Source organism: Streptomyces sp. NBC_01520, assembly GCF_045040375.1.
GTDB lineage: Bacteria > Actinomycetota > Actinomycetes > Streptomycetales > Streptomycetaceae > Streptomyces.
On record NZ_CP109404.1, the window covers coordinates 4,305,583 to 4,329,235 of the forward strand.

Annotated in this window: 20 protein-coding genes and 1 tRNA gene; 16 read left to right on the forward strand and 5 right to left on the reverse strand. The window is 68.8% G+C overall.

Annotation, left to right across the window (positions count from 1 at the left end):
• The first annotated feature begins 20 nt into the window (after positions 1-20).
• The 5 genes from OG524_RS19450 (at position 21) to OG524_RS19470 (ending at position 6,777) form a co-directional block, all read left to right on the forward strand.
• Entirely contained in the window at positions 21-575 is a 555-nt protein-coding gene (locus OG524_RS19450; protein WP_405389575.1) for a hypothetical protein, read from the forward strand.
• A gap of 240 nt (positions 576-815) precedes the next feature.
• The gene (locus tag OG524_RS19455; RefSeq protein WP_405811286.1) at positions 816-3,110 is read left to right on the forward strand and encodes a DEAD/DEAH box helicase; all 2,295 of its coding nucleotides are present in this window, start codon (positions 816-818) and stop codon (positions 3,108-3,110) included.
• Positions 3,111-3,370: 260 nt separating this feature from the next.
• Positions 3,371-4,966, forward strand: coding sequence for an FG-GAP-like repeat-containing protein (locus tag OG524_RS19460; protein ID WP_405811288.1), 1,596 nt, complete (start codon positions 3,371-3,373; stop codon positions 4,964-4,966).
• Positions 4,967-5,081: 115 nt separating this feature from the next.
• Positions 5,082-6,611: an amino acid permease gene (locus OG524_RS19465; RefSeq protein ID WP_405389572.1), complete on the forward strand. Its 1,530-nt coding sequence runs from the start codon at positions 5,082-5,084 to the stop codon at positions 6,609-6,611.
• Positions 6,612-6,703: 92 nt separating this feature from the next.
• Positions 6,704-6,777: transfer RNA gene (locus OG524_RS19470), tRNA-Lys, on the forward strand.
• A 175-nt stretch (positions 6,778-6,952) separates the two neighbouring features.
• Here OG524_RS19470 and OG524_RS19475 read toward each other — a convergent pair.
• The 3 genes from OG524_RS19475 to OG524_RS19485 all read right to left on the reverse strand — a co-directional run bounded on the left by OG524_RS19475 (position 6,953) and on the right by OG524_RS19485 (position 10,155).
• Positions 6,953-7,201, reverse strand: coding sequence for a hypothetical protein (locus OG524_RS19475; protein WP_405811289.1), 249 nt, complete (start codon positions 7,199-7,201; stop codon positions 6,953-6,955).
• A gap of 718 nt (positions 7,202-7,919) precedes the next feature.
• Positions 7,920-8,756 carry a hypothetical protein gene (locus OG524_RS19480; RefSeq protein WP_405811290.1) on the reverse strand — a complete coding sequence of 279 codons (837 nt, stop codon included), beginning with the start codon at positions 8,754-8,756 and terminating at the stop codon, positions 7,920-7,922.
• Positions 8,757-8,850: 94 nt separating this feature from the next.
• Entirely contained in the window at positions 8,851-10,155 is a 1,305-nt protein-coding gene (locus tag OG524_RS19485; RefSeq protein ID WP_405811292.1) for an ATP-binding protein, read from the reverse strand.
• A gap of 315 nt (positions 10,156-10,470) precedes the next feature.
• Between OG524_RS19485 and OG524_RS19490 the strand changes: the two genes are divergently transcribed.
• The 3 genes from OG524_RS19490 to OG524_RS19500 are packed head-to-tail and all read left to right on the forward strand — an operon-like array spanning position 10,471 to position 12,706.
• Positions 10,471-11,853 (forward strand): hypothetical protein, encoded by a 1,383-nt coding sequence (locus OG524_RS19490; protein WP_405811294.1) that lies wholly within the window; start codon positions 10,471-10,473, stop codon positions 11,851-11,853.
• Positions 11,850-12,416, forward strand: a complete 567-nt coding sequence (locus OG524_RS19495; RefSeq protein ID WP_239579821.1) for a hypothetical protein — start codon at positions 11,850-11,852, stop codon at positions 12,414-12,416. Before OG524_RS19490 ends, OG524_RS19495 begins: the two co-directional genes overlap by 4 nt.
• A 56-nt stretch (positions 12,417-12,472) precedes the next feature.
• Complete coding sequence (locus OG524_RS19500; protein ID WP_239579823.1) at positions 12,473-12,706, forward strand: hypothetical protein; 234 nt, start codon at positions 12,473-12,475, stop codon at positions 12,704-12,706.
• Between the two features lie 32 nt (positions 12,707-12,738).
• Here the strand turns inward: OG524_RS19500 and xerC are convergent, their stop codons facing one another.
• Together xerC and OG524_RS19510 are read right to left on the reverse strand one after the other, a co-directional pair.
• Positions 12,739-14,265 carry a tyrosine recombinase XerC gene (gene xerC, locus OG524_RS19505; protein WP_405811296.1) on the reverse strand — a complete coding sequence of 509 codons (1,527 nt, stop codon included), beginning with the start codon at positions 14,263-14,265 and terminating at the stop codon, positions 12,739-12,741.
• Positions 14,262-14,939, reverse strand: a complete 678-nt coding sequence (locus OG524_RS19510; protein WP_405811297.1) for a helix-turn-helix domain-containing protein — start codon at positions 14,937-14,939, stop codon at positions 14,262-14,264. Before OG524_RS19510 ends, xerC begins: the two co-directional genes overlap by 4 nt.
• A 94-nt stretch (positions 14,940-15,033) precedes the next feature.
• Between OG524_RS19510 and OG524_RS19515 the strand changes: the two genes are divergently transcribed.
• From OG524_RS19515 to OG524_RS19550, 8 genes are all read left to right on the forward strand, one after another.
• On the forward strand, positions 15,034-15,264 hold the full coding sequence (locus OG524_RS19515) for a hypothetical protein (RefSeq protein ID WP_014155037.1): 231 nt from the start codon (positions 15,034-15,036) through the stop codon (positions 15,262-15,264).
• Positions 15,265-15,497: 233 nt separating this feature from the next.
• Positions 15,498-16,811, forward strand: coding sequence for a DUF3631 domain-containing protein (locus tag OG524_RS19520; RefSeq protein ID WP_405811300.1), 1,314 nt, complete (start codon positions 15,498-15,500; stop codon positions 16,809-16,811).
• 422 nt (positions 16,812-17,233) lie between these two features.
• Positions 17,234-18,106 (forward strand): DUF2637 domain-containing protein, encoded by an 873-nt coding sequence (locus OG524_RS19525; RefSeq protein WP_405811302.1) that lies wholly within the window; start codon positions 17,234-17,236, stop codon positions 18,104-18,106.
• Between the two features lie 543 nt (positions 18,107-18,649).
• A complete protein-coding gene (locus tag OG524_RS19530) occupies positions 18,650-18,991 on the forward strand; it encodes a MobC family plasmid mobilization relaxosome protein (RefSeq protein ID WP_405811304.1) in 342 nt (113 codons plus the stop codon).
• A gap of 5 nt (positions 18,992-18,996) precedes the next feature.
• A complete protein-coding gene (locus tag OG524_RS19535) occupies positions 18,997-20,721 on the forward strand; it encodes a relaxase/mobilization nuclease domain-containing protein (protein ID WP_405811306.1) in 1,725 nt (574 codons plus the stop codon).
• Between the two features lie 43 nt (positions 20,722-20,764).
• Entirely contained in the window at positions 20,765-21,247 is a 483-nt protein-coding gene (locus OG524_RS19540; protein ID WP_405811307.1) for a DUF4265 domain-containing protein, read from the forward strand.
• 189 nt (positions 21,248-21,436) lie between these two features.
• Positions 21,437-22,105 carry an HAD-IA family hydrolase gene (locus tag OG524_RS19545; protein WP_330320461.1) on the forward strand — a complete coding sequence of 223 codons (669 nt, stop codon included), beginning with the start codon at positions 21,437-21,439 and terminating at the stop codon, positions 22,103-22,105.
• A 103-nt stretch (positions 22,106-22,208) separates the two neighbouring features.
• Positions 22,209-23,411 (forward strand): helix-turn-helix domain-containing protein, encoded by a 1,203-nt coding sequence (locus tag OG524_RS19550; protein ID WP_405812477.1) that lies wholly within the window; start codon positions 22,209-22,211, stop codon positions 23,409-23,411.
• Positions 23,412-23,653 lie beyond the last annotated feature (242 nt).

Consider the following 23,653-nt stretch of genomic DNA (forward strand, 5'->3'; position numbering starts at 1 on the left):
GCCCCCGGAGGTGCCACCCCGTGCGCCAGTTGTCCGCCCGCGTCCGCCGGGCAGCCGTCACCGCGCTGACGATCGCCGCGTCCACCGGCTGCATGAGCGTCGGTGGCGACGCCGGGGAGCCGGCCCCGTCACGCCCGGCCGGCCGGAAGGGGGTCCAGGCGGAACCGGACGGCGGCACGGTGCCCGGCACCGGACGGGCCGGTTTCGGGAGCGGCCGTGCCGAGGCGCAGTCCGACCGGGACCGCCCCCGCGAGCCGGACCCGAGCACGTCCGGGAAGGCCCCGTCGGCGGTCCCGGGCGACCCCGGACCGGTACCCGGTCCCGGCACCCCCGAGCCGAGCCTGGGCGGCCACCTGCCCACTCCCGGGCCGAGCGCTCCGGGGCCGGGGGAGCCGCCGCCCCCGCCGGTCACTCCCGAGCCGCCCCCGCCCTCTCCCGATCCGGAGCCGTCGGAGCCTCCGGAGCAGCCCTCGGCCTCGCCCGCGGCACAGTTCCGGACCGATGCGATGGGGCCGCCGGAGCGGGTGGAGGTGTGGCCCACCCCGAAGGCATCACCGCAGGTCGCGCCGGTGTGAGGGGGGTTACGGAGGAGCCGGTTTGCCGAAAGTGGGGGTGAGTGCGTATGGTAGTAGATCGTTTGATCCCATTGCCCGGCGCCGACACAGAAGAGCGCCGTGTGGCGCGTACTCTCCCTTGCCGTGGCTGGACCGCATTGAGGCGGTCGAAATTGCGAAAACACGGAGTTACGGGCGCGTGCCGAGACTCCGGAAGGTTTCGCATTTCGCATGTCAATTTCCAGTTCTGACAACACCGTCATGTCCGAGAACGTCGAGAACAACGAGATCGTGGAGATCGCCGAGGCCGTCGTGGCCGCCGCTCCCGAGGCTCCCGTCGACACCGTCGAGCCCCCCGTCTCCACCCCTGACGAGGTCGTTGAGGTCTCCGACGCGACCGCCGAGGTCTCCGACGCGACCGCCGAGGTCTCCGACGCGACCGCCGAGGTCTCCGGCGAGACCGCCGACGACGTCGAGGACGCCGCCGACGCCGAGCCGACCATCACGTTCGCGTCGCTCGGACTGCCCGACGGCATCGTCCGCAAGCTCGCGCAGAACGGTGTGACCGCCCCCTTCCCGATCCAGGCCGCGACCATCCCGGACGCCCTGGCCGGCAAGGACATCCTGGGCCGTGGCCGTACCGGCTCCGGCAAGACGCTCTCCTTCGGTCTGCCGACCCTGGCCTCGCTGGCCGGTGGCCACACCGAGCGCAAGAAGCCCCGCGCGATCATCCTGACGCCGACGCGTGAGCTCGCGATGCAGGTCGCGGACGCGCTTCAGCCGTACGGCGACGTACTCGGCCTGAAGATGAAGGTCGTCTGCGGCGGTACGTCGATGAGCAACCAGATCTTCGCGCTGGAGCGCGGTGTCGACGTCCTCGTCGCCACCCCGGGCCGGCTGCGCGACATCATCAACCGTGGCGCCTGCTCCCTGGCGAACGTCCAGGTGGCCGTTCTCGACGAGGCCGACCAGATGTCGGACCTGGGCTTCCTGCCCGAGGTCACCGAGCTGCTCGACCAGATCCCCGGTGGCGGCCAGCGCATGCTCTTCTCCGCCACGATGGAGAACGAGATCGGCACGCTCGTCAAGCGTTACCTGAGCAACCCGGTCACCCACGAGGTCGACAGCGCCCAGGGCAACGTCTCGACCATGTCGCACCACGTCCTCGTCGTGAAGCCGAAGGACAAGGCGCCGGTCACGGCCGCGATCGCCGCCCGCAAGGGCCGCACGATCATCTTCGTCCGCACCCAGCTGGGCGCCGACCGCATCGCCGAGCAGCTCATCGAGTCCGGCGTGAAGGCGGACGCGCTGCACGGCGGCATGACGCAGGGTGCCCGTACCCGCGTGCTGGAGGACTTCAAGAAGGGCTTCGTCAACGCGCTCGTCGCCACCGACGTCGCCGCCCGCGGTATCCACGTCGACGGCATCGACCTGGTCCTGAACGTGGACCCGGCCGGTGACCACAAGGACTACCTGCACCGCTCGGGCCGTACCGCCCGTGCCGGCAAGTCCGGTGTCGTCGTGTCGCTGGCGCTGCCGCACCAGCGCCGTCAGATCTTCCGCCTCATGGAGGACGCGGGCGTCGACGCCTCGCGTCACATCGTCCAGGGCGCGGGCGTCTTCGAGCCGGAGGTCGCCGAGATCACCGGCGCCCGTTCGCTGACCGAGGTCCAGGCCGACTCCGCGAACAACGCGGCCAAGCAGGCCGAGCGCGAGGCCGCCGACCTCACCAAGCAGCTGGAGCGCATCCAGCGCCGTGCCGTCGAGCTGCGCGAGGAGGCCGACCGTCTGGTCGCCCGTGCCGCCCGCGAGCGGGGCGACGATCCGGAGGCGGCGGTGGCCGAGGTGGCCGCCGAGGCCGAGGCCGCGCTCCTCGCGGCGTCCGTGCCGGAGCAGCCCGCACCCCGCGAGGACCGTCGTGACGAGCGGGGCAACTACGGCCGCCGTGACGACCGTGGCGGCGACCGCGGTGGGTACCGCGGTGGCAACGACCGTGTCGGCGAGCGCAGTGGCCGTCCCACGGGTGGGAACGGCTACCGCGGCAGCAGCGACCGTCCGTCGTTCCGCGGCAGCAACGACCGTCGTGAGGACCGTCCGGTCGGTGGTGGCTTCCGCTCCGGTGGTGGCGACCGTCGTGACGACCGCGGCGGCGACCGTGGCGGCCGTCCCTTCGAGCGTCGTGACAACGACCGCCCGGCGTTCAACCGTGACCGTCGTGACGAGCGCCCCTCGGGTGGCTTCCGCTCCGGTGGTGGCGACCGTCGTGACGACCGCGGCGGCGACCGTGGCGGCCGTCCCTTCGAGCGTCGTGACAACGACCGCCCGGCGTTCAACCGTGACCGTCGTGACGAGCGCCCCTCCGGTGGCTTCCGCTCCGGTGGCAGCGACCGTCCGACCGGCCGTCGTGACGAGCGTCCCTCGGGCGGCTTCCGCTCCGGTGGCGGCGACCGTCCGACCGGCCGCCGCGACGACCACCGCGGTGGCACCGGCACGGGTACCGGCACCGGCACCTTCGGCCGCCGTGACGACAAGCCGCGCTGGAAGCGCAACGGCTGACCGAGGCTGAACAGGCTTCGTCGAACGACCGGAAGGGCCCGTACGACACCGAATCGGTGGCGTGCGGGCCCTTCCGCCTTCCCGCTCCCGGACCTGGCTTGAACGGGTTCGAAAGTGCCTACCGGGGCGGATGGGGCCGACGGTAGGATCCGCTGCGGGCACAGGGGGTACGGCCGGGGGGCTGGTTCACTCTTTCTCGAGTCGGCGGCGCGGTGCGCCGCGGTCTCCCCTGGCTTCTCGGATCCTGGGGAGGGACTCTCATGGCTCGCTTCACGCGCGGCCGTACCGCTCTGACGTCTTTGGCCGTTCTCGCCGCCACCGTGGGTGTGATCCCCGGCGCGCAGGCGGTGCCGACACCGGCGGTGACCGCCGCCCCCGTCCCCGCACCGACGGGCGGGGCGCCGGCCGTCGGTGCGGCGACGCCGTCCGTACCGTCCTGGGTCATCCCGCTGTACTTCGACGACACCGCGAGCGGAGTCCACCGCGCCTGCACCGGCATCGTGCTGTCCCCGACGAAGACGCTCGCCACCCCGGACTGCGTCACGGGCATGGACGAGCCGGACTTCACCTGGGAGTACGACCTGAAGACGGGCGGGCTCAGCGGCGGCGGCAACTCCACGCTGTACCGCAGCCATCCGCAGTACGACGCGTCGACCCGCCGCGCGGCTCTCACGGTCACCACCCGCCGGACCCCGTCCGGGAGCGGGAAGCCCGCTCTGGCCTCGGCGTCCGACGCCAAGCTCTGGGCGCCCGGGGCGACGGCCGTCTTCCACTCCTGGGCCGGGCTCGACCTCGACGACGCGCCGCGCGTACGCCACAGCGAGCAGGTCACGGTGAGGCCCACGGCGCAGTGCGCCTCGCTGCTCGGCCGCTTCCTGCCGACCGGGACGCTGTGCACGGTGCCCGCCCCCGGCGCCCCCGCGGTGGCGGAGGCTGACCAGTGCTTCGGTGACGCGGGTGGTGCGCTGGTGGCGGGCGGCAAGCTCATCGCGGTATCGGCGACCGGTTCGACCGGCTGCGTCCGGGGCGGGGTGCGGCTCTACACCCGTATCGCCTTCTACCGGCAGCTCATCGACGAGTGGACCAGGGACACCGACAGCGACTACCGCTCCGGCGGCAGCGTGCTGGCCGGCCAGAAGAACGGCCTGATCGACTTCTGTACGACGCTGATCAACCGCAAGCTCGCTTACTGCACCCCCGACAGCGTCGGCTCGTTCGACGGCTACGGGTACGAGTCGTTCCTCCAGGCCGGGGACATGAACGGCGACGGCTTCGGCGATCTGCTGGCGCGTACGTCGGGCGGCACCCTCTACCGGATCCCCAGCACCGAGATGGAGCCCGCCGACTTCAAGCGCCGGGTGAAGCTGGGCACCGGCTGGAACGGTTACAACCTGCTGGCCGCCGTGCGTGACTTCTCCGGCGACGGGCGCAACGACGTCGTCGGCCGGGACAAGGCGGGCGTGCTGTGGCTCTTCCGGGGCACGAGCGACGGCAAGCTCGCCGCGCGCACCCGGATCAGCAGCGGCTGGAACCGGTACACGGCGCTGACGGGCCGAGGCGACCTCACCGGCGACGGCCGTACGGACCTGGTCGCCCGGGACAAGGCGGGCGTGCTGTGGATGTACCGCGGCGACCCGAGGCGGGCGTACCCGGTCCGTACGAGGATCAGCGAGGGCTGGAACCGGTTCAACGCCATCGTGGCGAGCGGTGACATGGACCACGACGGGCGCCAGGACATCCTGGCCCGCACGCCCGCCGGGGCCGTGTACCTCTACAACGCCGACCACGACGGCGGATTCAAGGCGCCGAGGAAGCTCGCGTCGACGAGCTGGAAGAGCTACGTCCGGATCAGCTGACCCGGGAATCACGAACGCCCTGCCCCCGTGCGGGAGTTCATCGGTCACCGGCAGCCGCCGTACCGGCCGGCACGATGGCGCATGTCATGCCCCCGGTGAGGGAATCGCTGGGGGCATGACAAAAGAATCGCCCGCGCCACGCATGGGTTCACCCACCTCCGACGAGGAGCGACTGGCCGAACTCGGATACACCCAGGTGCTCGCCCGCCGCATGTCCGCCTTCTCCAACTACGCGGTCTCGTTCACGATCATCTCGGTGCTCTCCGGCTGTCTGACGCTGTACCTGTTCGGCATGAACACCGGCGGCCCCGTCCTGATCACCTGGGGCTGGGTCGGCGTCGGACTGATGACGCTGTTCGTCGGCCTGGCGATGGCGGAGATCTGTTCGGCGTACCCGACGTCCGCCGGCCTGTACTTCTGGGCCCACCGCCTCGCCCCGCCGCGCTCGGCGGCTGCGTGGGCGTGGTTCGCCGGCTGGTTCAACGTGCTCGGGCAGGTCGCCGTCACCGCCGGGATCGACTTCGGGGCGGCGTCCTTCCTCGGGGCGTACCTGAACCTCCAGTTCGGCTTCGAGGTCACCCCCGGCCGTACGATCCTGCTCTTCGCCGCGATCCTGATCCTGCACGGGCTGCTGAACACCTTCGGTGTCGGCATCGTCGCGGTCCTCAACAACGTGAGCGTCTGGTGGCACGTCGTGGGTGTCGCCGTCATCGTCGGCGCGCTCACCTTCGTACCGGACTCGCACCAGTCGGCGTCGTTCGTCTTCACCGAGTTCGTCAACAACACCGGCTGGGACAGCAGTTTCTACGTCGTGATGATCGGCCTGCTGATGGCCCAGTACACCTTCACCGGGTACGACGCCTCGGCCCACATGACGGAGGAGACCCACGACGCGGCCGTGGCGGGCCCGCGCGGCATCGTGCAGTCCATCTGGACCTCCTGGATAGCCGGCTTCGTGCTGCTGCTCGGCTTCACCTTCGCCATCCAGTCCTACGACGGCGCCCTGGGCTCCCCGACCGGCGCGCCGCCCGCCCAGATCCTGCTGGACGCGCTCGGAGCCACCACGGGCAAGCTCCTGCTGCTCGTCGTCATCGGGGCCCAGCTGTTCTGCGGCATGGCCTCGGTCACCGCCAACAGCCGTATGATCTACGCCTTCTCGCGCGACGGGGCCCTGCCCTTCTCCCGCGTCTGGCACACAGTCAGCCCGCGCACCCGGACCCCCGTCGCGGCGGTCTGGCTGGCGGCGCTCGGCGCCCTGGCCCTCGGCCTCCCCTACCTCGTCAACGTCACCGCGTACGCCGCCGTGACGTCCATCGCGGTCATCGGCCTCTACATCGCCTACGTCATCCCCACCCTGCTCCGCCTGCGGCGCGGCGACGACTTCACCCCGGGCCCCTGGCACCTGGGCCGCTGGTCCCGCCCGATCGGCATCGTGGCGGTGGCCTGGGTCATGGTGATCACGGTGCTGTTCATGCTGCCCCAGGTGTCGCCCGTCACCTGGGAAACCTTCAACTACGCCCCCCTGGCCGTCCTGGTGGTGCTCGGCTTCGCGGCCACCTGGTGGCTGGCATCCGCCCGCCACTGGTTCCTGAAGCCGGCCACCCCGGATCACAAGCGCACGAGCCCGGCCGAAACCCCGGACTGACCCGGCGACCCCCGGCACGACAGGGCCCGGCACCCGATACCCGATCGGCTGCCGGGTCGGGGAGGGCTATGCTTCGTTGGGTGATCCAGCAGGGGCCGTTAGCTCAATTGGTCAGAGCAGCGGACTTTTAATCCGTTGGTTGTGGGTTCGAGTCCCACACGGCCTACCTGGTGCAGGGAGGGGAAACCCCGTCCGACCTGCTACTTAGCGCCTCGACCGGCTTCTTCCGGTCGGGGCGCTTCGTCGTCCCGGGGCTCTTGCGTGAGCGATGCGTGAGCGGACGGCCCGAAGCAGGGCCGGACGAAGGCGTATCTGGGAGCACTAGGCAGGGTCCCGCCCGGCTACAAGCGCGAGGCGGCGTCCGCCCAGAGAGGCATGTACAAGCCTTCGCCGACGGCCTCCTCTTCGTGCCAGCTGGTGCCGGCCAGCCAGGCTTCCAGCCACTCGGCGAGACAGCCCGCGTCTACGAACCAGGTGCCAGACAGTTCCTGATCGTGGATCGCGTTCGGTTCGAAGAGCAAGACGGTCCCGCCCTGGCTCGGGCAGTCGACCCCGGCGACCATGGCGTAGCCCCAGTCCAGGATCGGCACGACGCCCTTGGTCCAGGATCACCAGGTGTCCGCGTCGGCAGGCGGAATGCAATCGAGATAGCGGTCCGCCACCGTCGACTCGTCGTCGGACTGAGGTGCGGGTGTGAGCGACAGCAGGGACTCCGCAGGGCCGAAGCCCCCGTCGCCCACCCGCTGACACAGTGCGGCGAGGAGGGGGTGCAGCCGGAATCCGAGCCGCTTCTCTGGGGCAATCAGTCCGACAGCAGTGATGGGTGTCTGGAGGCGCCCACTCTCCGCAGACTTTGCTGCGACCCGTCCGAGCAGATCAGCAGACACGTTGATTCGGCCTCGCCCCTGGACGGCTGGACGCTGCACCGGCTGCGGCACTCCGCGTTCAGCCACGACGCCGAGGATGGTACCCCCACCCCGATGCTGCTGGCCCGCTCCCGCCACGCTTCCGGCCGCTCCCGGAGCGGTACACCCGTCCCGGTGTGGACACGGTCGCCCGGCACGTCGCCGAACGCGATCCCGCAGCCCGGCGCAACCCGCCCCGCTGACAGGCGAGAGCGGTCAGAGGTTGGGGGGACTTGAGCGAGGCGACCGCCGCCGCATCGCCCACCGCTGTCGCCGCTTTGACCGACGGCCGCCACTAGCGCGTCAGCCAGAGCCCCTTCCAAGTGCACCTGTCTGGTGGCCTGCGGTCTCGGCGTGACTGGGCTGGAGGGCTTGAACGCGACGCCGTGACGAACAGAGATGGTCAGCGAACGACGAACTGCTCCAGCTCCGGATCGTCGAAGAATGCGCGGTTGGTGTAGGCGAAGCGCACGGCCAGTGCCAGATTCGCGGAACGGGCAGCCGGAATGGCCGCCGCCCGCGCGCCCTCCGGAGACGCGTGTGGTGGCATGCAGTCGAGTATGAATGCCCGTGCGTGGGCCACGAACTTATCGAGCGTGCTGGGGCTCGCACCCGCCTGTGCGGCAATCTGGACACGGTTCTCCAGTCCCAGGGCAAGGGCCTGCCAGAGTCGCAGCTGTGTCCGTGTCCCGCACACCGTATGCAGCTTCAGATGCTCTGGACGGTTGTAGTACGGGCGCAGATGCGCACCGAGAGGCGGATCGCGTCCGTCCAGGAGGTCGCAGATAGCTTCCGCTTGCCTCGGGGGCTCCAAAGACTTGCTGATCCAGGTGCTTGGTTTGTGGGGGGAGAGTTCGAAGGCGGCGCGAAGCATCAGCTCTCGGTTTCCTTCGACGTCCGCCGTGTAGAGCGCCGTCGTTGTGTGAGGCGTGGCCTCGGCCAGTAGCCGCAGTGCTGTCAGCCCGTGGCTCTGGGAACCGCCGGCCCGGCGGGATCCGAAATCGAGGTCGACGAGCGCCAGGTCGTATGTGACCCCCATATCCCACGCCAGCTCGACGGTGGCGGGAATGTCGTTAGGGTTGGTCACCTGAGCGGTCTCGAACGTCAGACGTCCTGACGTGACGGCGGGATGCTTGTTAAGCATCCCCTCAATGCTGTACTCGATCGTGCCCAGGTCATCGGCGATTAAGATGTGTCGAACGGGCTTACTCTCTTCGAGCTGATGAAGTGTATTGATCAAGGAGAGCTACCTCCGACTGGCGATGTGTGGGACGCCAGTGTTTCAGAGGTCCGATGAGACGTCAGCAAGGCTGTAACCATCGATGAGTTGATGCTCATAGAGCGAGCCAGGTCGCGCGTACCCGGGCCCCGCCGTCGGGTACTCGGCTCACCTCGATCCCACCGCCACGCCGCTTCAGCCTCCGGTCCAGCACGGCGAGGCTGGCCCCCTGCCGGCTCATCGACGAGGTGCCGTCGAAGCCGCTTCCGTCGTCCTCCACCGTCGCGGTCACCCTGCGGCGTCGGCCCTCCAGGGTCGTGCTGATGGAGATCCGGATGCCGTAGGCGGATCGGCCGAGTCGATTGGCCTCGCGGACGCTGTTGGCGCACAGGTCGCTGAGGATGATCTCTAGCAGATTCAGGTCGGTGGGGCGTAGCGGCGCCCCCTCCGTGCCCTCGCTCTGCGCCGACAGCTCGATTGCCGAGCTGTCGGCTGCAAGGGCACGGGATGTCGACCGGACGCCTTCGATGATCTCATCGAGGTCGAGAGAGTCGCCCTCGCGGAACGGGTGGCAGCGCAAGGTCTCGACCTGATGTACCAGGCTGTGCCAGCTTGCCTGTGCCGCCGGGGATTGGGAGTCCAGTTCCAGGTATGTACCGAGGATGCGCAACTCGTTCTTAATCTTGCTGTGCACCACGCTTGACACCGCGTCGGACAGGTCTTTGCGTTGATCGCGAAGTGCATCTGGAAGCGCACTCAGCAGCGCGTTCACCAGGCTCACGTCCACGTAGAGACGGAGCATTAGCCCCGCGATCACGATCGCACTGTCGGGTCCCGGCGCCGACACCGGTGCACACACCCGGTACAGCACGAACCCCGTTCCGGCCAGGGCGAGGGGGAGCAGGAAGCGGATCCAGGCGTGGTCGGCCCGTCGGGCAAGCGCGGGCTGATACCAGGACGGGTCGATGACGTACTGGGAGAACGGGAAGTACAGGAGCAGAAGCGTGAATGCGACGGACCACAGGACCGGCACTGTCTGATGGGCCTGCGGCGCCGTCCAGGCGGTGAGTGAGGACATGGCGAGGACTCCCGCGCCCTCGGTCAAGCCGGGCACGTCCACGCTCACCTGCCTGTCCCTGGCCGTGCGTCGCAGATAGCCGGAGAAGCGATGCAGGGCACGCCGGTCGTCCATCCAGTCCAGTACGCCTTCGTGGTGGTGACTCCACGCTGCAACCGCACCCAGGGTGGACAGGACCCCGGTCACGAGAACCAGGGTGCCGAGAAGACGCGTACTGTCCTGCGGCCGGCTGGTGGGGCCGGTGAGCACTTCGGTGATCAGGGCGCCTGCCCACAGTGGGACGACGATGAGCCTGCTGAGCGCCATCCGCCGGTAGAAGCCGTGAAGGGCGCGCCTGATCATGACCGCGTGCTGGGTGGTGTGGAGTTCGGGTCGGTGGCCGGGGACGAGAGCGCCCTTGCCGAACACCCGGTCGCGTATCGAGAGTGTCGCTTCCTCTGAAGGCATGCGCACGATTGTCGCCGACGGGCATCACCGGAGGGAGGAAAACCTTCGTATACCGGATTGCAAAACTTTGTAACGCGTACGGCAATTCAGTGCCTCGCTGATTCCCTTCGCCTTCCTGGAAGGTGGTGTACAGCCGACTTCGGATCAACTCCCCGATGCTGGGGCCGATGTGCGGGCATCACAAATAGATCACTTCAAGGAAGGAACGAAATGGAACTGACGGAAATGTTGACTCGCGGGCCGGCCGTGGACGACGAGTTGGTCTTCTTCGCCATGCCGTACGGGGAGCGCACCCTGCCGAACGATGAGGTGGCGGACTTTGATGTGCTCTACGAACGGTACTTCGCCGAAACGGTGCGGTCGATGGGGCTGACGCCCGAGCGCGCGGACCGTATCCCGGGAACGACGGAGAGTCCGCTGTCCGCAGCATGGAACGGCGTCGACCGGGCCGGCGTGGTGGTCATCGACCTCTCCTTCCCGTCCACATCGGTCGCCATGGAGCTGGGCTGGGCAATGTGCCTGCACAAGCAGGCAGTGGTGATCCACCACGAGGGCGCCGTAGTGCCGACCAACATCATCGGTCAGGTGCGGGCCATCAAATACCGCTGTGACATGAACGGGCTGCCGGACATGCAGGAGGCGCTGCGGCTCGCGATCGAGGAGGCCCGCAAGCAGGGAACGCCGGAAATGGACCTGCGCCCCCGTACGGGCGTCCGCAACGTGGAGGCCATCGCCGAGGTGGTGTGGACAGCGGCCGACCACATCTATGTCCGGGATGTGCAGAACGAACTGCGCACAGGAGTCATGCGGCGGACTGACATGGATTACCTGGAAACCCTTCCGGATGACATGGCGAAGCGGTTCCGGGAGCACAGCAGGGTCCGTGGAATTTTCGTCACGGACGAGAACGGCACGCGTTTCTCGCAGCGTCACGGAAAGACCAATCCCTGGCCGTCGTTCGAAATGGCGTACCAGCGCGGAGCGCTGGTACGGGCCAAGGTCACTCAGATCAACCGGGGTGGCTGTTTCGTGGAGCTGGAGGATGGCGGGAAGTCCAGGCTCTCCACAGCCGCTGCGGAGGCAGCCGGACTCGACCACGGGTCGGAGGTACGCGTACGGGTACACCGTGTGGACCCGGCAGGGCAGCGCATCGAGGTGACTCTCGCTGACCGGGTGCCGACTGCCGGCGGACTGCCCCGGACGGCGCTTGCCCCCGCGAACGCCGGACGGCACCTGCCACTCCTGCTCCCGCGACCGGGGGACCAGTGCGAGGGAACGGTGACCAAACCGGTCAACGAGCGGGGCTTCGTGCTGGTTGACCTGGACGGCTGGAGCGATATCGGGCAGCCGGCCTTTCTGCACATCTCTCGGATGACGTCCGAACTTCGCGAGCGGTTCAACGCAGGCGCGGTCGCCAAGGGCGACCGGCTGCGGGTCGAGGTGGTCTCGGCCGGGCCGTCCCCGCGTGACCCGGAGCGGGTCGAGGTCCGCCTGCGGGAGGTTTCCACACACGCCTGGACAGCCGCCGCTGCGGCCCCGGAGCCAGGGACGCCTGCGTCCGAGACCGGCATGTCCGAGGGGCAGGCGGCATGACCACCGTGCACGGCACCATGGCGGGGGGCGCCCTCCCCGCTCCCCGCTCCCGGCGGACGGATCTCAGGACCGCCCTGTGGAACTCCGCGGTGCTCGCGGAAGAGTTCGCCGACGATTCGGCGTCCCGCTACCGCACAGCCGTGCTGGAGCAGTACAAGGTATACGTGGAGTCGGCGGACCGGGCGAGTGCCCGCAGGAACGTGGCGAACACGTTCTTCCTCACCGTGAACGGGCTCTTGCTCACCCTGTTCGGTGCGGCTGCCGCCTCGGGGGTGCGCGAGGCCCCGGCGGTCGGTGTTGTATGTGTCGTGGTGGCCGCACTCTGCCAGTGTGTCGTGTGGTGGGCACAGGCTCGCTCGTACCGCAGGCTCGGTTCCGCCAAGTGGGCGGTCGTCGCCGAACTGGAACTCCGGCTGCCTGCCTTGGCTTACTCGTCGGCCGAGTGGGGCACCGCGCTGCCGAGCCGCGGCTATACGCCGCTCACGCGGATCGAGCAGTGGGTTCCAGTCGTGTTCGCTGCTCTCCACCTCGGGATGGGGCTCACCGTTCTGATCTCCCGCTGAGCACCAAGGCCAGGGGCCGCACCGTGGAAGCGTTGCGGCCCCGCGTCATTGGCGTCGTGCCCTCAGGGCAGGATCCCGGGCCGCTCGCATCCCTGCAGGTGTGGACGCTTCACCGACTTCGTCACAGTGCGCTCACGCACAACACCGAGGACGGCACCTCGACGCCGATGTTGCTGGCCCGCTCCCGCCACGCGTCCGTACGGTCCCTGGAGCGGTACGCCTGTCCCAGTGTCGACGCGGTCGCCCGGCATGTCGTCGAGCGCTACCCCGCCGCCCGCTTCCGCAGGTGAATCCGGCACTTCAGCGGCCTTGATGCCCCCGATCATCGGGTCTCTTCGCGAACGGGCATACGTGCCCGAGGAATCAACGCTGAAGCGGCTTCAGCGGCGGCGCGATCGACTTCGGGCAGCAGGCTCGTGTACGTGTCCGAGGTCAGCGTGATCGTGGAGTGGCGCAGCGTCTCCTTGATCGTGTGCAGGTCGCCGCCCCCGCCATGGGTGAGGGTGGCCGCGACGTGGCGTAGATCGCGCAGGGTGATGGGCGGCAGATCCGTGGTGGCGAGGATGTGCCTGAACGTCTCGGAGACCGTCTCCGGGTGCAGCCAGGAGCCGTCCTCGCGAGTGAAGACCTTGCCGGTCTCCTTCCACGCGGTGTCCCACTTCTCCCGTGCTTCCAGCATGGCCTTGTGGTGCTCTCGCAGGAGAGCGACGTTGACGCTGTCCAGGGCGATCGTCCCGGCGCTACCGTCCGTCTTGGGGGCGGATTCGTACGGATCCCAGCCGTCGACCACGATCTCCTTGGCCGGCGTGATGAGGCCGGCGTCCAGGTCGACATCGGTCCAGTTCTGGCCAACAGCCTCGCCCCTACGAAGACCGCGGGTACCCACGAGGTGGAAGAGCACATAGAGCCGGTCGGATTCGGCTGCGTCCAGGAACGTTCCGAACTGCGACGGTGTCCAGACCATCACCGGCGAAGGCAGCTCACCGGTGGCGCGCCAGCGCTCCACCCGCTGCTCAGTCCAGAGGAGCGGCTTCGGGCGCTTGCCGGACTCCAGCTCGACGTGGGAAGCCGGGTTGAAGGTGATGTACTGCTGGGCTATTGCCGCGTTCAGGGCAGCTCGCAGTGTGCGCCGGATGCTCTGTTGCGTGGCTGGGCCGGTGATCTTCCGGAACGGCTTCATCTCGGCAAGCTTCGCCCGGTCGACGGCGAGCAGTGCCCGCTCGGCTGCGACGGGACGGCCCGGCCTGCTGGGCTTGCACCTGGCGATCTGCTCGCGCCGTTCGAGGTTCTCCGCCTGGATCACCTCGTTGGCGTCGGCTATGCCGTCGTACATCTCCACCAGGTGGCCGACGTTGAGACGGTCGAGGCGGACATGGCCGATGCGGGGCTTCAGGTGGACGCGGATATGAGAGGCGTACCCGTTGAGTGTCGTCTTCCGTGACTTCTTCACAGCAAGCCACTGATCGAGCCACTCACCCACCGTGCGCCGTCCGATCAGGTCCAAGCCCGCCCTGAACCGCCTGCGGGTGTCCTCGATGTCGGGCAGGGGAGCTTTCTCATCGGCGACCTGTTCGAGCAACTCCGCGATCCGGTCGAGGTCGTGATCATCGTCCGAGTCCGCGATGGCGATGAGGGCCCGCACGTGGTCCAGATCGCTTTGCGCAGCCTTCAACGTCTCGTAGCCGGCGCGGTTGAAGGAGCGGCGGGTTCCGTCGGCTCGGGGCGGGAGCTCCTGGCGTATGGAGTAGGAGCCATGCTTGCGGCTGGCGAGCTTGGGGCACTTCTTGCCGAGCGGCTTGCCGGTCTCGGCGTCTCGGCAGTAGCAGCGGCGGTGGGTGGATCCCTTCAAGGGCGTTCCTCCGTGGTGGTATCGGGGACCCATTCGGGTGGGTCGACGTCGTGGAGTGCGGGTGGGAGATCGGGTGGAATGGCTCCGTCTTCGCGGAGCTCGCGACGGAGGTACCGGAGCTTGTACTTGGCCGAGACGGCTTGGTCGGCGTACGCGGTCCGCCTGCGTTCGGCCTCTTCCTGCTGGGCGCGGCTCGTTGCCGTCCTGGCCGCGAAGCGTGCCTGCTCTTCTTCGTCGAGTGCAGCCAGGGCCGTCCCTACGAGGCTGGCGTGCGCCTCGAAGTCGGGCACTAGGCCGGCATCGTGCCCCAGCACCTCCTGCTCGCCGGTGAAGCGTCGCAGGGCGTCCCAAGTCGGCACGAGCCGCTCGAAGGGGAGTTCCTGGGTCTGGTCGACGTAGCCGACCGGGAAGATGAGGCAGGCCGGGTACGTCTCCAGGGCAGCGGCCAGCACCAGCACGTCCACCAGCGGCAGGCCGGCCCGACGGCCGGACTCCATGTTGGCGATCACGTTGCGCGGGATCGGGTGCCCGAGCTGCTCGCACCGGTCGGCCAGCTCCTGCGCGCTCCACCCCATCTCCTTTCGTCTGCGTCGGACTTCTCCGGCCACGTTCGCCTGGACCCGGTCCACCCACTCCGGGACGTCCGCATCATCATCCACACGGCGTTGTGTCATACGGACACATTAGCTTGTGGATCCTGATTGGTAGACGCCTGGAGCCGGACGTGTTGGCCACGTTCGCCGACGGCTGTACCGAAAGGGATGGCGCATGCGCGAAAACAGCACAGAGGGGTCGCCGAAGGGGATGAGTCGTGAGGACCTGCTTGCCCTGCCCGTGGCCGTTGACCTGGAAACCAGCAACCGTGCCCTGGGGCTCGGGCGGAGTAAGGGATACGAGCTGGCGAAGCGCGGCGCGTACCCGTGCAAGGTCCTGAGGCTGGGCAATGCCTATCGGGTCGTGACCGCGGATCTGCTGATCCTGTTGGGTCTGGCCGCATGAGAGGCCGGAAGCGTAGCAAAGGGTTCTGCGCTGAGCTGACACAGAAATGCTGGACTGTGGACGGGCATGACCGTACTGTCCGTGTTCCCTCGCGGTACCCCAGTGCCTGCGGGAAGGGGGAGAGCCCCCGGCGGTGCAACGCCGGAGGCCCCATAACTCCCCAGCGATCCGATGAGAACCGACCCGGCGGAATGGGCGGGCGAGCCCGCCACCGCCAGACGAGGAGCTGCCCAGTGGAACCCGAGAACCCCAAAGGCTATTCCGAGCCCGCCAAGGCGAGCTGGCCCCCCACCGCAATTCCTGGTCGGCCTGGTACCTATCTGTCCGCCGCACAGCCTGATGACGCCGCTCCGAGCTTGACCGGCGATGCGCCCGCGCCTGGCGCCGCTGGGGCGCAAGCGTCGAGCGGGCTGGAGAACATGCCTGATGCGGAATCGACGCAGGGCGCCGCGCTGCTGGATGCACTGCATGCCCAGATAGCCCAGTTCGTGATCCCGCCGTCAGCGGAGGCGCTGGATGCAATCACGCTGTGGGTGGTAGCCACGCACCTCCAGCCCGCGTGGCAGCACGCGCCGCGCCTGGCGGTGGTGGGGCCGGCTAAACGGTGCGGTAAGTCGCGGCTCCTGGACGTGCTGACCGAGACGGTCCACGAGCCGATGCTGACGATCAACACCACGCCTGCGGCGATCTTCCGCTCGATCACCGAGGAGGAGCCGCCGACGCTTCTGGTGGACGAGGCGGACACCATCTTCGGTACGCCGAAGCAGGCGGAGCGGAATGAAGAGACGCGTGGCCTGCTCAACGCCGGTCATCAGCGGGGGCGTTACGTGACGCGGGTCGTCGGTAACGACCACACCCCACACAAGTTCGCCACCTTCGCCATGGCGGCCATCGCAGGGATCGGCGACCTGCCCGACACGGTCATGGACCGGTCGGTTGTGATCCGGATGCGTCGGCGGGCGGAGGGAGAGAAGGTGAAGCCCTTTCGCTCCCGCCGTGACATCCCTGCCCTGCACGACCTGCGCGACCGGATCAACGCGTGGGTCAGGCCGCTTCTGGAGGCGGCAGCAATCCTGGAACCGGATATGCCGGTCGAGGACCGCGCCGCCGACACCTGGGAGCCCCTGGTGATCGTCGCCGAGCTGGCCGGGGGTCCCTGGCCGCGCCGGGTCCGAGTGGCATGCGCGCGGATGGTCGCCGCCGAAGTGGCAGCCGAGGACGACCATCCCGGCGGCGCACGGATCCTCGCCGACATCCGTCGGATCTTCGCCGCCCAGCGCGAGGTGGACAGCCTGTCCACCGAAGACCTCCTCCACCACTTGCGCCAGGACCCCGAAGGCCCATGGGCGGAGTGGGGTCGCGGCGGGTTGAACGCCCGTGATCTAGGCAGGCTGCTACGGGACTTCGACGTCAGGCCGGGCAACGTCCGGATGGCCGACGGAACACAGCGCAAGGGCTACACGCGCAACAAGTTCCTCGATAGCTGGCGGCGGTACTGCCCCACCGTCCACCCCGTCGACCCCCGCCCCGCCCCCGACAAGGGCTGAGGCCCGCCGCCCTGGTTGCCGTCCCTGCCGTCCTTGCCGTGATCTCGCAGGTCAAACGGCCTGCGGCCGAGACGGCGACCGGGGCCAAGACGGCAACGCGATCACGACCACCGGCGTAGCCGCCCAAGACGCTGTCCGGATCCGTCTTGCCCCGTCTCTCGCGTCCATGCCGTATTAGTGCAGGTCACGGCCATGGTCGGTGAGACGGAAGACGCAAGGCCGCCGTCCCCTACTCGGGAGACGGCCACTCCGGGCGGCCGGGCTCAGGCGCGGCGAACGGCCTGAGCCCTGTTGCGGCATAGCTGACCCTGGCTGCACCCGCCGAGACGGATAGCCGGAGCTGCTGCCGTACCGCCCTGACCTGCACTTGCAACGGCCAAGACGCCAAAGACGCACCACACCACCACCCCAGGAGCACCCGCTTGCCCACCCCTCCCATTTCACCCCCGCATCATCAGCCGTCGGACGGCCGGACGGGCGAAGGACGGCCGGAATCGCTCCGGGGCGATGCCGAGCGATACGCGCTTCTCGCAGCCGGCATCGTCATCGTCGCCCTGACCGCTGGAGCGTTCTGTCTTTCCTACGCGCACCTGGCCGACGTCGCCGGGCAGCACGGGCTGGGAGGTTCACCGGTCCGCCGCTGGGCGTGGCCCGCCACCCTGGACGCGTTCATCGTCGCGGGCGAGCTGCTCATGCTCCGGGCGGGCCTGCGCCGGGTCACCGACCGATGGGCTATCGCTGTGACCGTAATCGGATCGGTCGGCTCCATAGCGCTGAACGTTGCTGGGGTCAGTGGCACGCGTGGCACCGGCGATACCCCGTTCCTTGACTACGTGGTGGCCGCGGTTCCCCCGGCAGCCGCGATGGTGGCCTTCGCCGTACTGATGCGACAGGTCCACCAGCACGTAGAGCGGCCCTCGCCCGCTGGTTCCGGGCAGGTGGTGAGGGCGTCGGTCACTGCACCTCTCCGGTCCGCCGGAAAGCCAGTGGAGCCAGCACAACCCGCCCCCGTCACGGAGCCACCGGTTGCCGCGTCCGATGGATCTCCGGAACTTCCTGCGGAGGTTCCGGCGAGCAAGCCCAGAGGCGGCCGCCCGCCTGGTGCCCCGCTTAGGGAACTCGTGGAGATCGGCAGGACTGCCGGTACCGAGCAGGGAAAACTCACCCGGGCCACCGTTCGGAAAGCAGTTGAGGACAAGGGCCTTCCGATTTCCAGTGAGCGGCTGACTGAGGTGATGGGCGTCCTCCGGAAGGAACTCAAAGCCTCCGCCGAAAGCGGTCCGGCCAGCGGCTGACCAGCACATGCCGGGTGACCGGAACTCGTTCCGGTCACCCGGCCAAGCGGTGCACCGACCCGCGCGCCGCTCACTCATCCATAACTGCGGACAGATTCGTGCGACCGCCCACAGCTCACAGTCCGTCCCGAAAGCCCGTCTGTCCTCCCGCCTCTACCTGGAGACCTGCACGTGACGCATGACCCGCACCACGCTAAGGAGCCGATACCGCCAACGAAGCCGCCTACGTTGACGGAACGTCTGCGGCAGGCGTTCGGACGGACGGCTCCTGGCGGAGCCAGTAGTACCCCGAGTCCGACTCCTGGCCGGTCTTCGGGGGTCTCCGCCCCGGGGGTGGCGGAGACGGCGCAGCGCCAGGGGGCGCCGGACCAGGGAGCTGGGGCCGGGGGCGGCCCCGACCCGGACACGCTTCACGCCGCTCAGCAAGCGATCCTCCGCCCGACGCCTACTGACGTTCCCGCCGTCGGCGAGTCCTCTGTGCAGGGTGTCCAGCCAACGATTCGCCGGTTCACCGGCGACGCGCGCCTTGCGCGAGTCGGCCCCTTGCGCTTCACCGACGACGAGCGCACCCGCCTGCAGGAGGCCGCAGTCGAGCACGGCTACAAGGGCGGATCCGGCTTCGCCGCCGACGTTGCTCTCGCATTCGTCGACGGCCGCTTCACCGCGAACCTCCCCCTGTCCGAGGACCGCCGCCGCACCCACATGTTCCGTGCTCAGGTCCTGCGCGCCCTCAACCGCATCGGAGTCAACGTCAATCAGATCGCCCGCGCGCTCAACAGCGACCTCACCCCGCCTGACATTCGCCAGCGCCTCGACGAACTCCACCACCTGCTCACCCTGATCGCCGAGGCCCTGCGCGTATCCTCCGACCCGCGGCAGGGCTGATCCGCGTGATCGCCGCTATCAAACCGGCTGGGTCCAATACCCGTGGTCTGCTCGCCTACCTCTACGGTCCCGGCCGGCACGACGAACACCTCGACCCGCACCTCGTCGCCGCCTTCGCCATGCTCGGCATGCCCGACCCCGGCCGCGACGAACACGCCACCCTGACCGAACTCGGCCACCACCTCGACGAGCCCGTACGCCTGCGCAACAGCGAGTTCGGCAAGCCCGTCACCGACCACGTCTGGCACTGCCCCGTCCGCGCAGCGCCCGAAGACCGCTACCTCTCCGACGCCGAGTGGGGCGAGATTGCCCAGCGCATCGTCCAGGCAGCGAGCATTGCCCCCGAAGGCGACGATCTGGCCTGCCGCTGGATCGCCGTACGCCACGCGGATGACCACATCCACATCCTCGCGACCACCGTCCGCGAAGACGGCCGACGCCCCAAGCTCCACGACAGCGGCACCCGCGTCGGCGACGCCTGCCGGGAGATCGAGAAGGACTACGGGCTACGCCGCCTCAAGAAGGGCGACCGCACCGGTACCCGACGCCCCACCCAGGCCGAGATACACAAAGCCGACCGCCTCGGCTGGGAGCAGACCAGCCGCGAGTGGCTCCAGGACCGCATCCGCGCCGCCATCCCGCACGCCACCAGCACCGAACAACTCCTCGCCTACCTCGAAGCCGGAGACATCCTGGTCAAGCCCCGCCGCGGCCCCTCCGGAGACCTCCTCGGCTACGCCGTCGGCCGCCCCGGCGACCTGAACAAGGACGGCGAGCAGATCTACCACCCCGGCGGGAAAATCGCCCCCGACCTGTCCCTGCCCAAGCTGAAGGCCCGCCTGGAGACCAGCACCCCCGAGGAACACCCCACCGCCCGGCGCAACCGACCCGCCACCGCCTGGCACCAGGCCACCGAAGCCCTCAACACCCTCCACACAGAGATGACCGGCACGAGCGCCGATGATGGTGGGGACGCACGAGCGCAGGCGCACATCACTGCCCTGGGCGAACTCATCGAAGCCACCGCCCAGAAAGCCCCCGCAGATATCCGTGCGCAACTACATGCGGCAAGCCGGACCTTCGCCCGTGCCCAGCGCTCTCAGATCCGTGCCGAAGACCGCGCCGCCCACGCCCTGCGGTCTGCGGCCCGCGACATCGTCAACACTGCCACCGGGCCCGACGGCAGCGCCCTCGCCACCCTGACCGCCGCACTCCTCTGGGCCGCCATCCTCGCTGCACGCTGGCACGAGGCCAAGGGGCACGCCCACCAGGCCGACGCCGCCCGACAAGCCGTCCAACACCTCCAGGCGGCCGCCGACGACGCGCTCAGTCCGACGCTCACCGAACTGGCAGCACGGCCCTCCAAGGAGGAGACCCGTCGCATCCTGGCCAACGACGTACGGGCAGCTGTCCCCGAACACGCCGAGCGGATCCTTTCCGACCCCGGCTGGCCCGCGCTCGCCACGGTCCTCGCCGATGCCGAAGCCGGCGGCCACAAACCCCACCAACTCCTCAAGGAAGCCGCTGCCCGCCGTGAGCTCGGCACCGCCCACAGGCCCGCCCTCGTCCTGATCACCCGCATTCAGCACACCAGCCGCAACCCCGCACCCAACCGCCGCGCCGAAGCGGCCCGGCTTCGTAGCACCGCTGCACGGGGAGGAGGCCAGCAGCCCTTCGTCGCGCAACCGCCGGTCACACCCGCGCGTTTGCCCAACCGGTCACGACGGTGACACCTGGATCGGGGTCGCTGCGTACGGTGTGGAGGATGGTGCCGTGACGAACATCAGTGACGACCATGTGAAGGTCCACTTCAGAATGGAGGTGGACGAGGACGGCTGGCCTCCGGCGAGCATCGAGAGTCTCTGGGCGGTGAAGCTCGGGAACGGCACAGTACAGCTCGACAACACACCGTGGTTCGTCCGAGGAGTCGCCAGCGGGGACATCATCAGAGTGGAACTTGAAGACGATGGTGTCCTCTATGCCCGGGAGACGATCCAGCCGTCGCAGAACTGCACGATTCGGTTGATCGTGCTGAAGGACGAGGGCTCAGCTGCTGCCCGGCAGACGGTGCTGGAGACCTTCCATCGCCTTGGCACGACCGGCGAGGGCATCGAACGCTTCCGCATGGTGGCCCTGGATGTTCCCCCGGAGGCGGACCTGCCGAAGATCCGAAAGCTTCTGGAGCACGGTGCGGCAAAGGAGTGGTGGCACTGGGAGGAAGGGTGTGTCACCTCCGCTTGGGAGAATGCCGTCTGAATCAGCAAGAGTTGGGCCCTCGGTATGGGCAAGCCGATCGTGTCCTCTGGCAGGTTCTGACGGCCCCTCGTGGCTCATGTCGATCGGTTCGCCGATGTCCTTCATGATCTGCGATCGTCGGGAGAATCCTTTCCGGCCTCAGCGCGGGGTAGCGTTTCCATGAGGTCGACGGAGAGGACGCTCGCAACCATGCCGATGCCCGCCGGTACCCCCGAGCCCACAGCCCCGCGCGGGCTCATCCTGGACTTCGCCGGAGTGCTGACCGCCGATCCCCGGCCGACCCACCGCCTCTGGGCCGAGGAGGAGGGCCTGCATGCGGAGGCGTGGCGCGCCACCCTCAACGACACCGCCGAAGGACGACGCCTGTATGCGGCGCTGGAGATCGGACAGCTCGGCCAGGTCGAGTGGAACGCGCAGACTGCTGCTCTGCTCGGTACGAACGTCGACCCGGTGAACCTGATGGGCCGTGCCTGGTCCAAAGTGCCGGCGGCACCTCGGATGGCAGCCCTTGCCCGCGCGGCCAAGGAAGCGGGCTACCGGCTCGCCCTCCTGTCCAACAGCTTCGGCCTGGACCCCTTCAACCCGTACGAGCACGTCGGCATCTGGGACCTCTTCGACGTACACGTCATCTCCGAAGTGGTCGGCATGGCCAAGCCGGACCCTGCGATCTACCAACTCACCTTGGACCGCCTCAGTCTCCCCGGAACGGCGTGCGTGTTCGTCGACGACCATCCGGTGAACCTTCCGCCCGCCGAAGCCCTCGGGATCACCACCGTCCTTGCGACTGACGAGGACTCCGCAGTCGCCGAGCTGGAGCACTTGCTCGGTGTGACGGCGACCCTCGCCGTGCAGAGCTGATTCCAGTCACACCAATGGGCCCCCTTTCGGCGAAGGGGTGTTGGCCCTCCCTTCGCCATGGGTACGGTCAACTCCTGGCGGACCACAAGGGGAAGTGGCTCTCATGCAATGGTCGGAGTACACCACCGCCGAGAGACTCAAGGCGCTCCGCAACGGCATGACGCAGGAGCAGTTGGCCGAGGCCGCCGAGGTGTCGGTCGGCGTCGTAAGGAAGCTGGAACGCGGCGGCACCGCCTCTCTTCCTTCACTGCTCTCCATCGCTTCCGCCCTCGGCACCGACATCGCTGTGCTCTTCGGACAGCAGGCGCCTCGTCGCTCCATGGATCGCGACGAGCGAGCGGCCCTGCGGTCCCTGTCCGGAGCCACCCACGACGCCGCCCTCGGCATCCCGGCCGAGGTCGAACCGGGGACGGTCGACGAGCTCCGGGCCGTTGTACAGGACGCCGACGCCGCCTACTGGGCGGGTCGGTACACCGAACTGGGGGTTCTGCTCGGCGCGCTGCTGCCCGAGGCCCGCGCACGGTACGACGCATCGAACACCGAAGAGAAGACGGCAGCCGCCGGCGTTCTGGCCGACGTCTTCCAGACCGCCGCGATGGCCGCGAACGTCTGGGGCTCACGTGACCTCGCCTACGCGGCGCTCACCTACGGCCGACAGATCGCCGTACAGGCGGGCGACGACCTTCGTGACGCGCACCTCGCCGCCACCACCGCATGGGTCAACCTCCGCGACGGTCGGACCGCGCAGGGGTTCTCGCTCGCCGCCACCCAGGCGGACCGGATCGAGCCGAAGATGTCGGAACACGACCCGGATCGACTGGCGGTCTACGGCCAGCTCGTCACCAACGCAGCCGTGGCGGCTTCCCGAGGCGGTTCCTCCGCCGAGACCGCCCGCGAGTACCTTTCTCAGGCTCACGCCGTCGGTGCACGGCTCGGTTCCGAACACGCCCGTGGAGGGCACGCGCAGCCCTACGGCCCCCTCTACGCCGCCACCCAGGCCATGAGCATCGCCGTTGCTCTCGGCGACATCCCTGGAGCGCTGCGCCTCATGGACACCGTCAAGCTCGACGACACCGTCCCTCTCGCCACCCGGGCCCGGTACGGCCTTGATGTGGCCCTGACCCACGTGGAATGCCGACGCTGGGGACAGGCCGCCGACACCCTCGAAGCCGTGTGCGGCATGGCGCCCGGCTGGGTGCAGCACCAGATGCTGCCCGGCGTGATCATCTCCCGCCTGGCCGGCGTGTCCGTCGGCCGCCTGCGTGGACTGGCCCATGCAGCGGGAGTACCCCTGGGCGTCCGCTGACTGCCACGACCCGTAGCAGCGGGGCGACAGGAGGCGTAACTACCGCCACGTTTCGTGGCACTGGACCGCCCCACCGGGAGTCACGGCCGTTACGCGACGTGGCGGCACCCGTCCATACGGTCCGATCCACAGCCACGGGGCGTGCCTGTTCCGTACGGAGCCCCAGCAGCACGCTTGGAGCATGCCGAACACTCCGCTTGGCGGCGTTGGACATGTGCCGGTAGCCGTCTACTCCTGCGCCA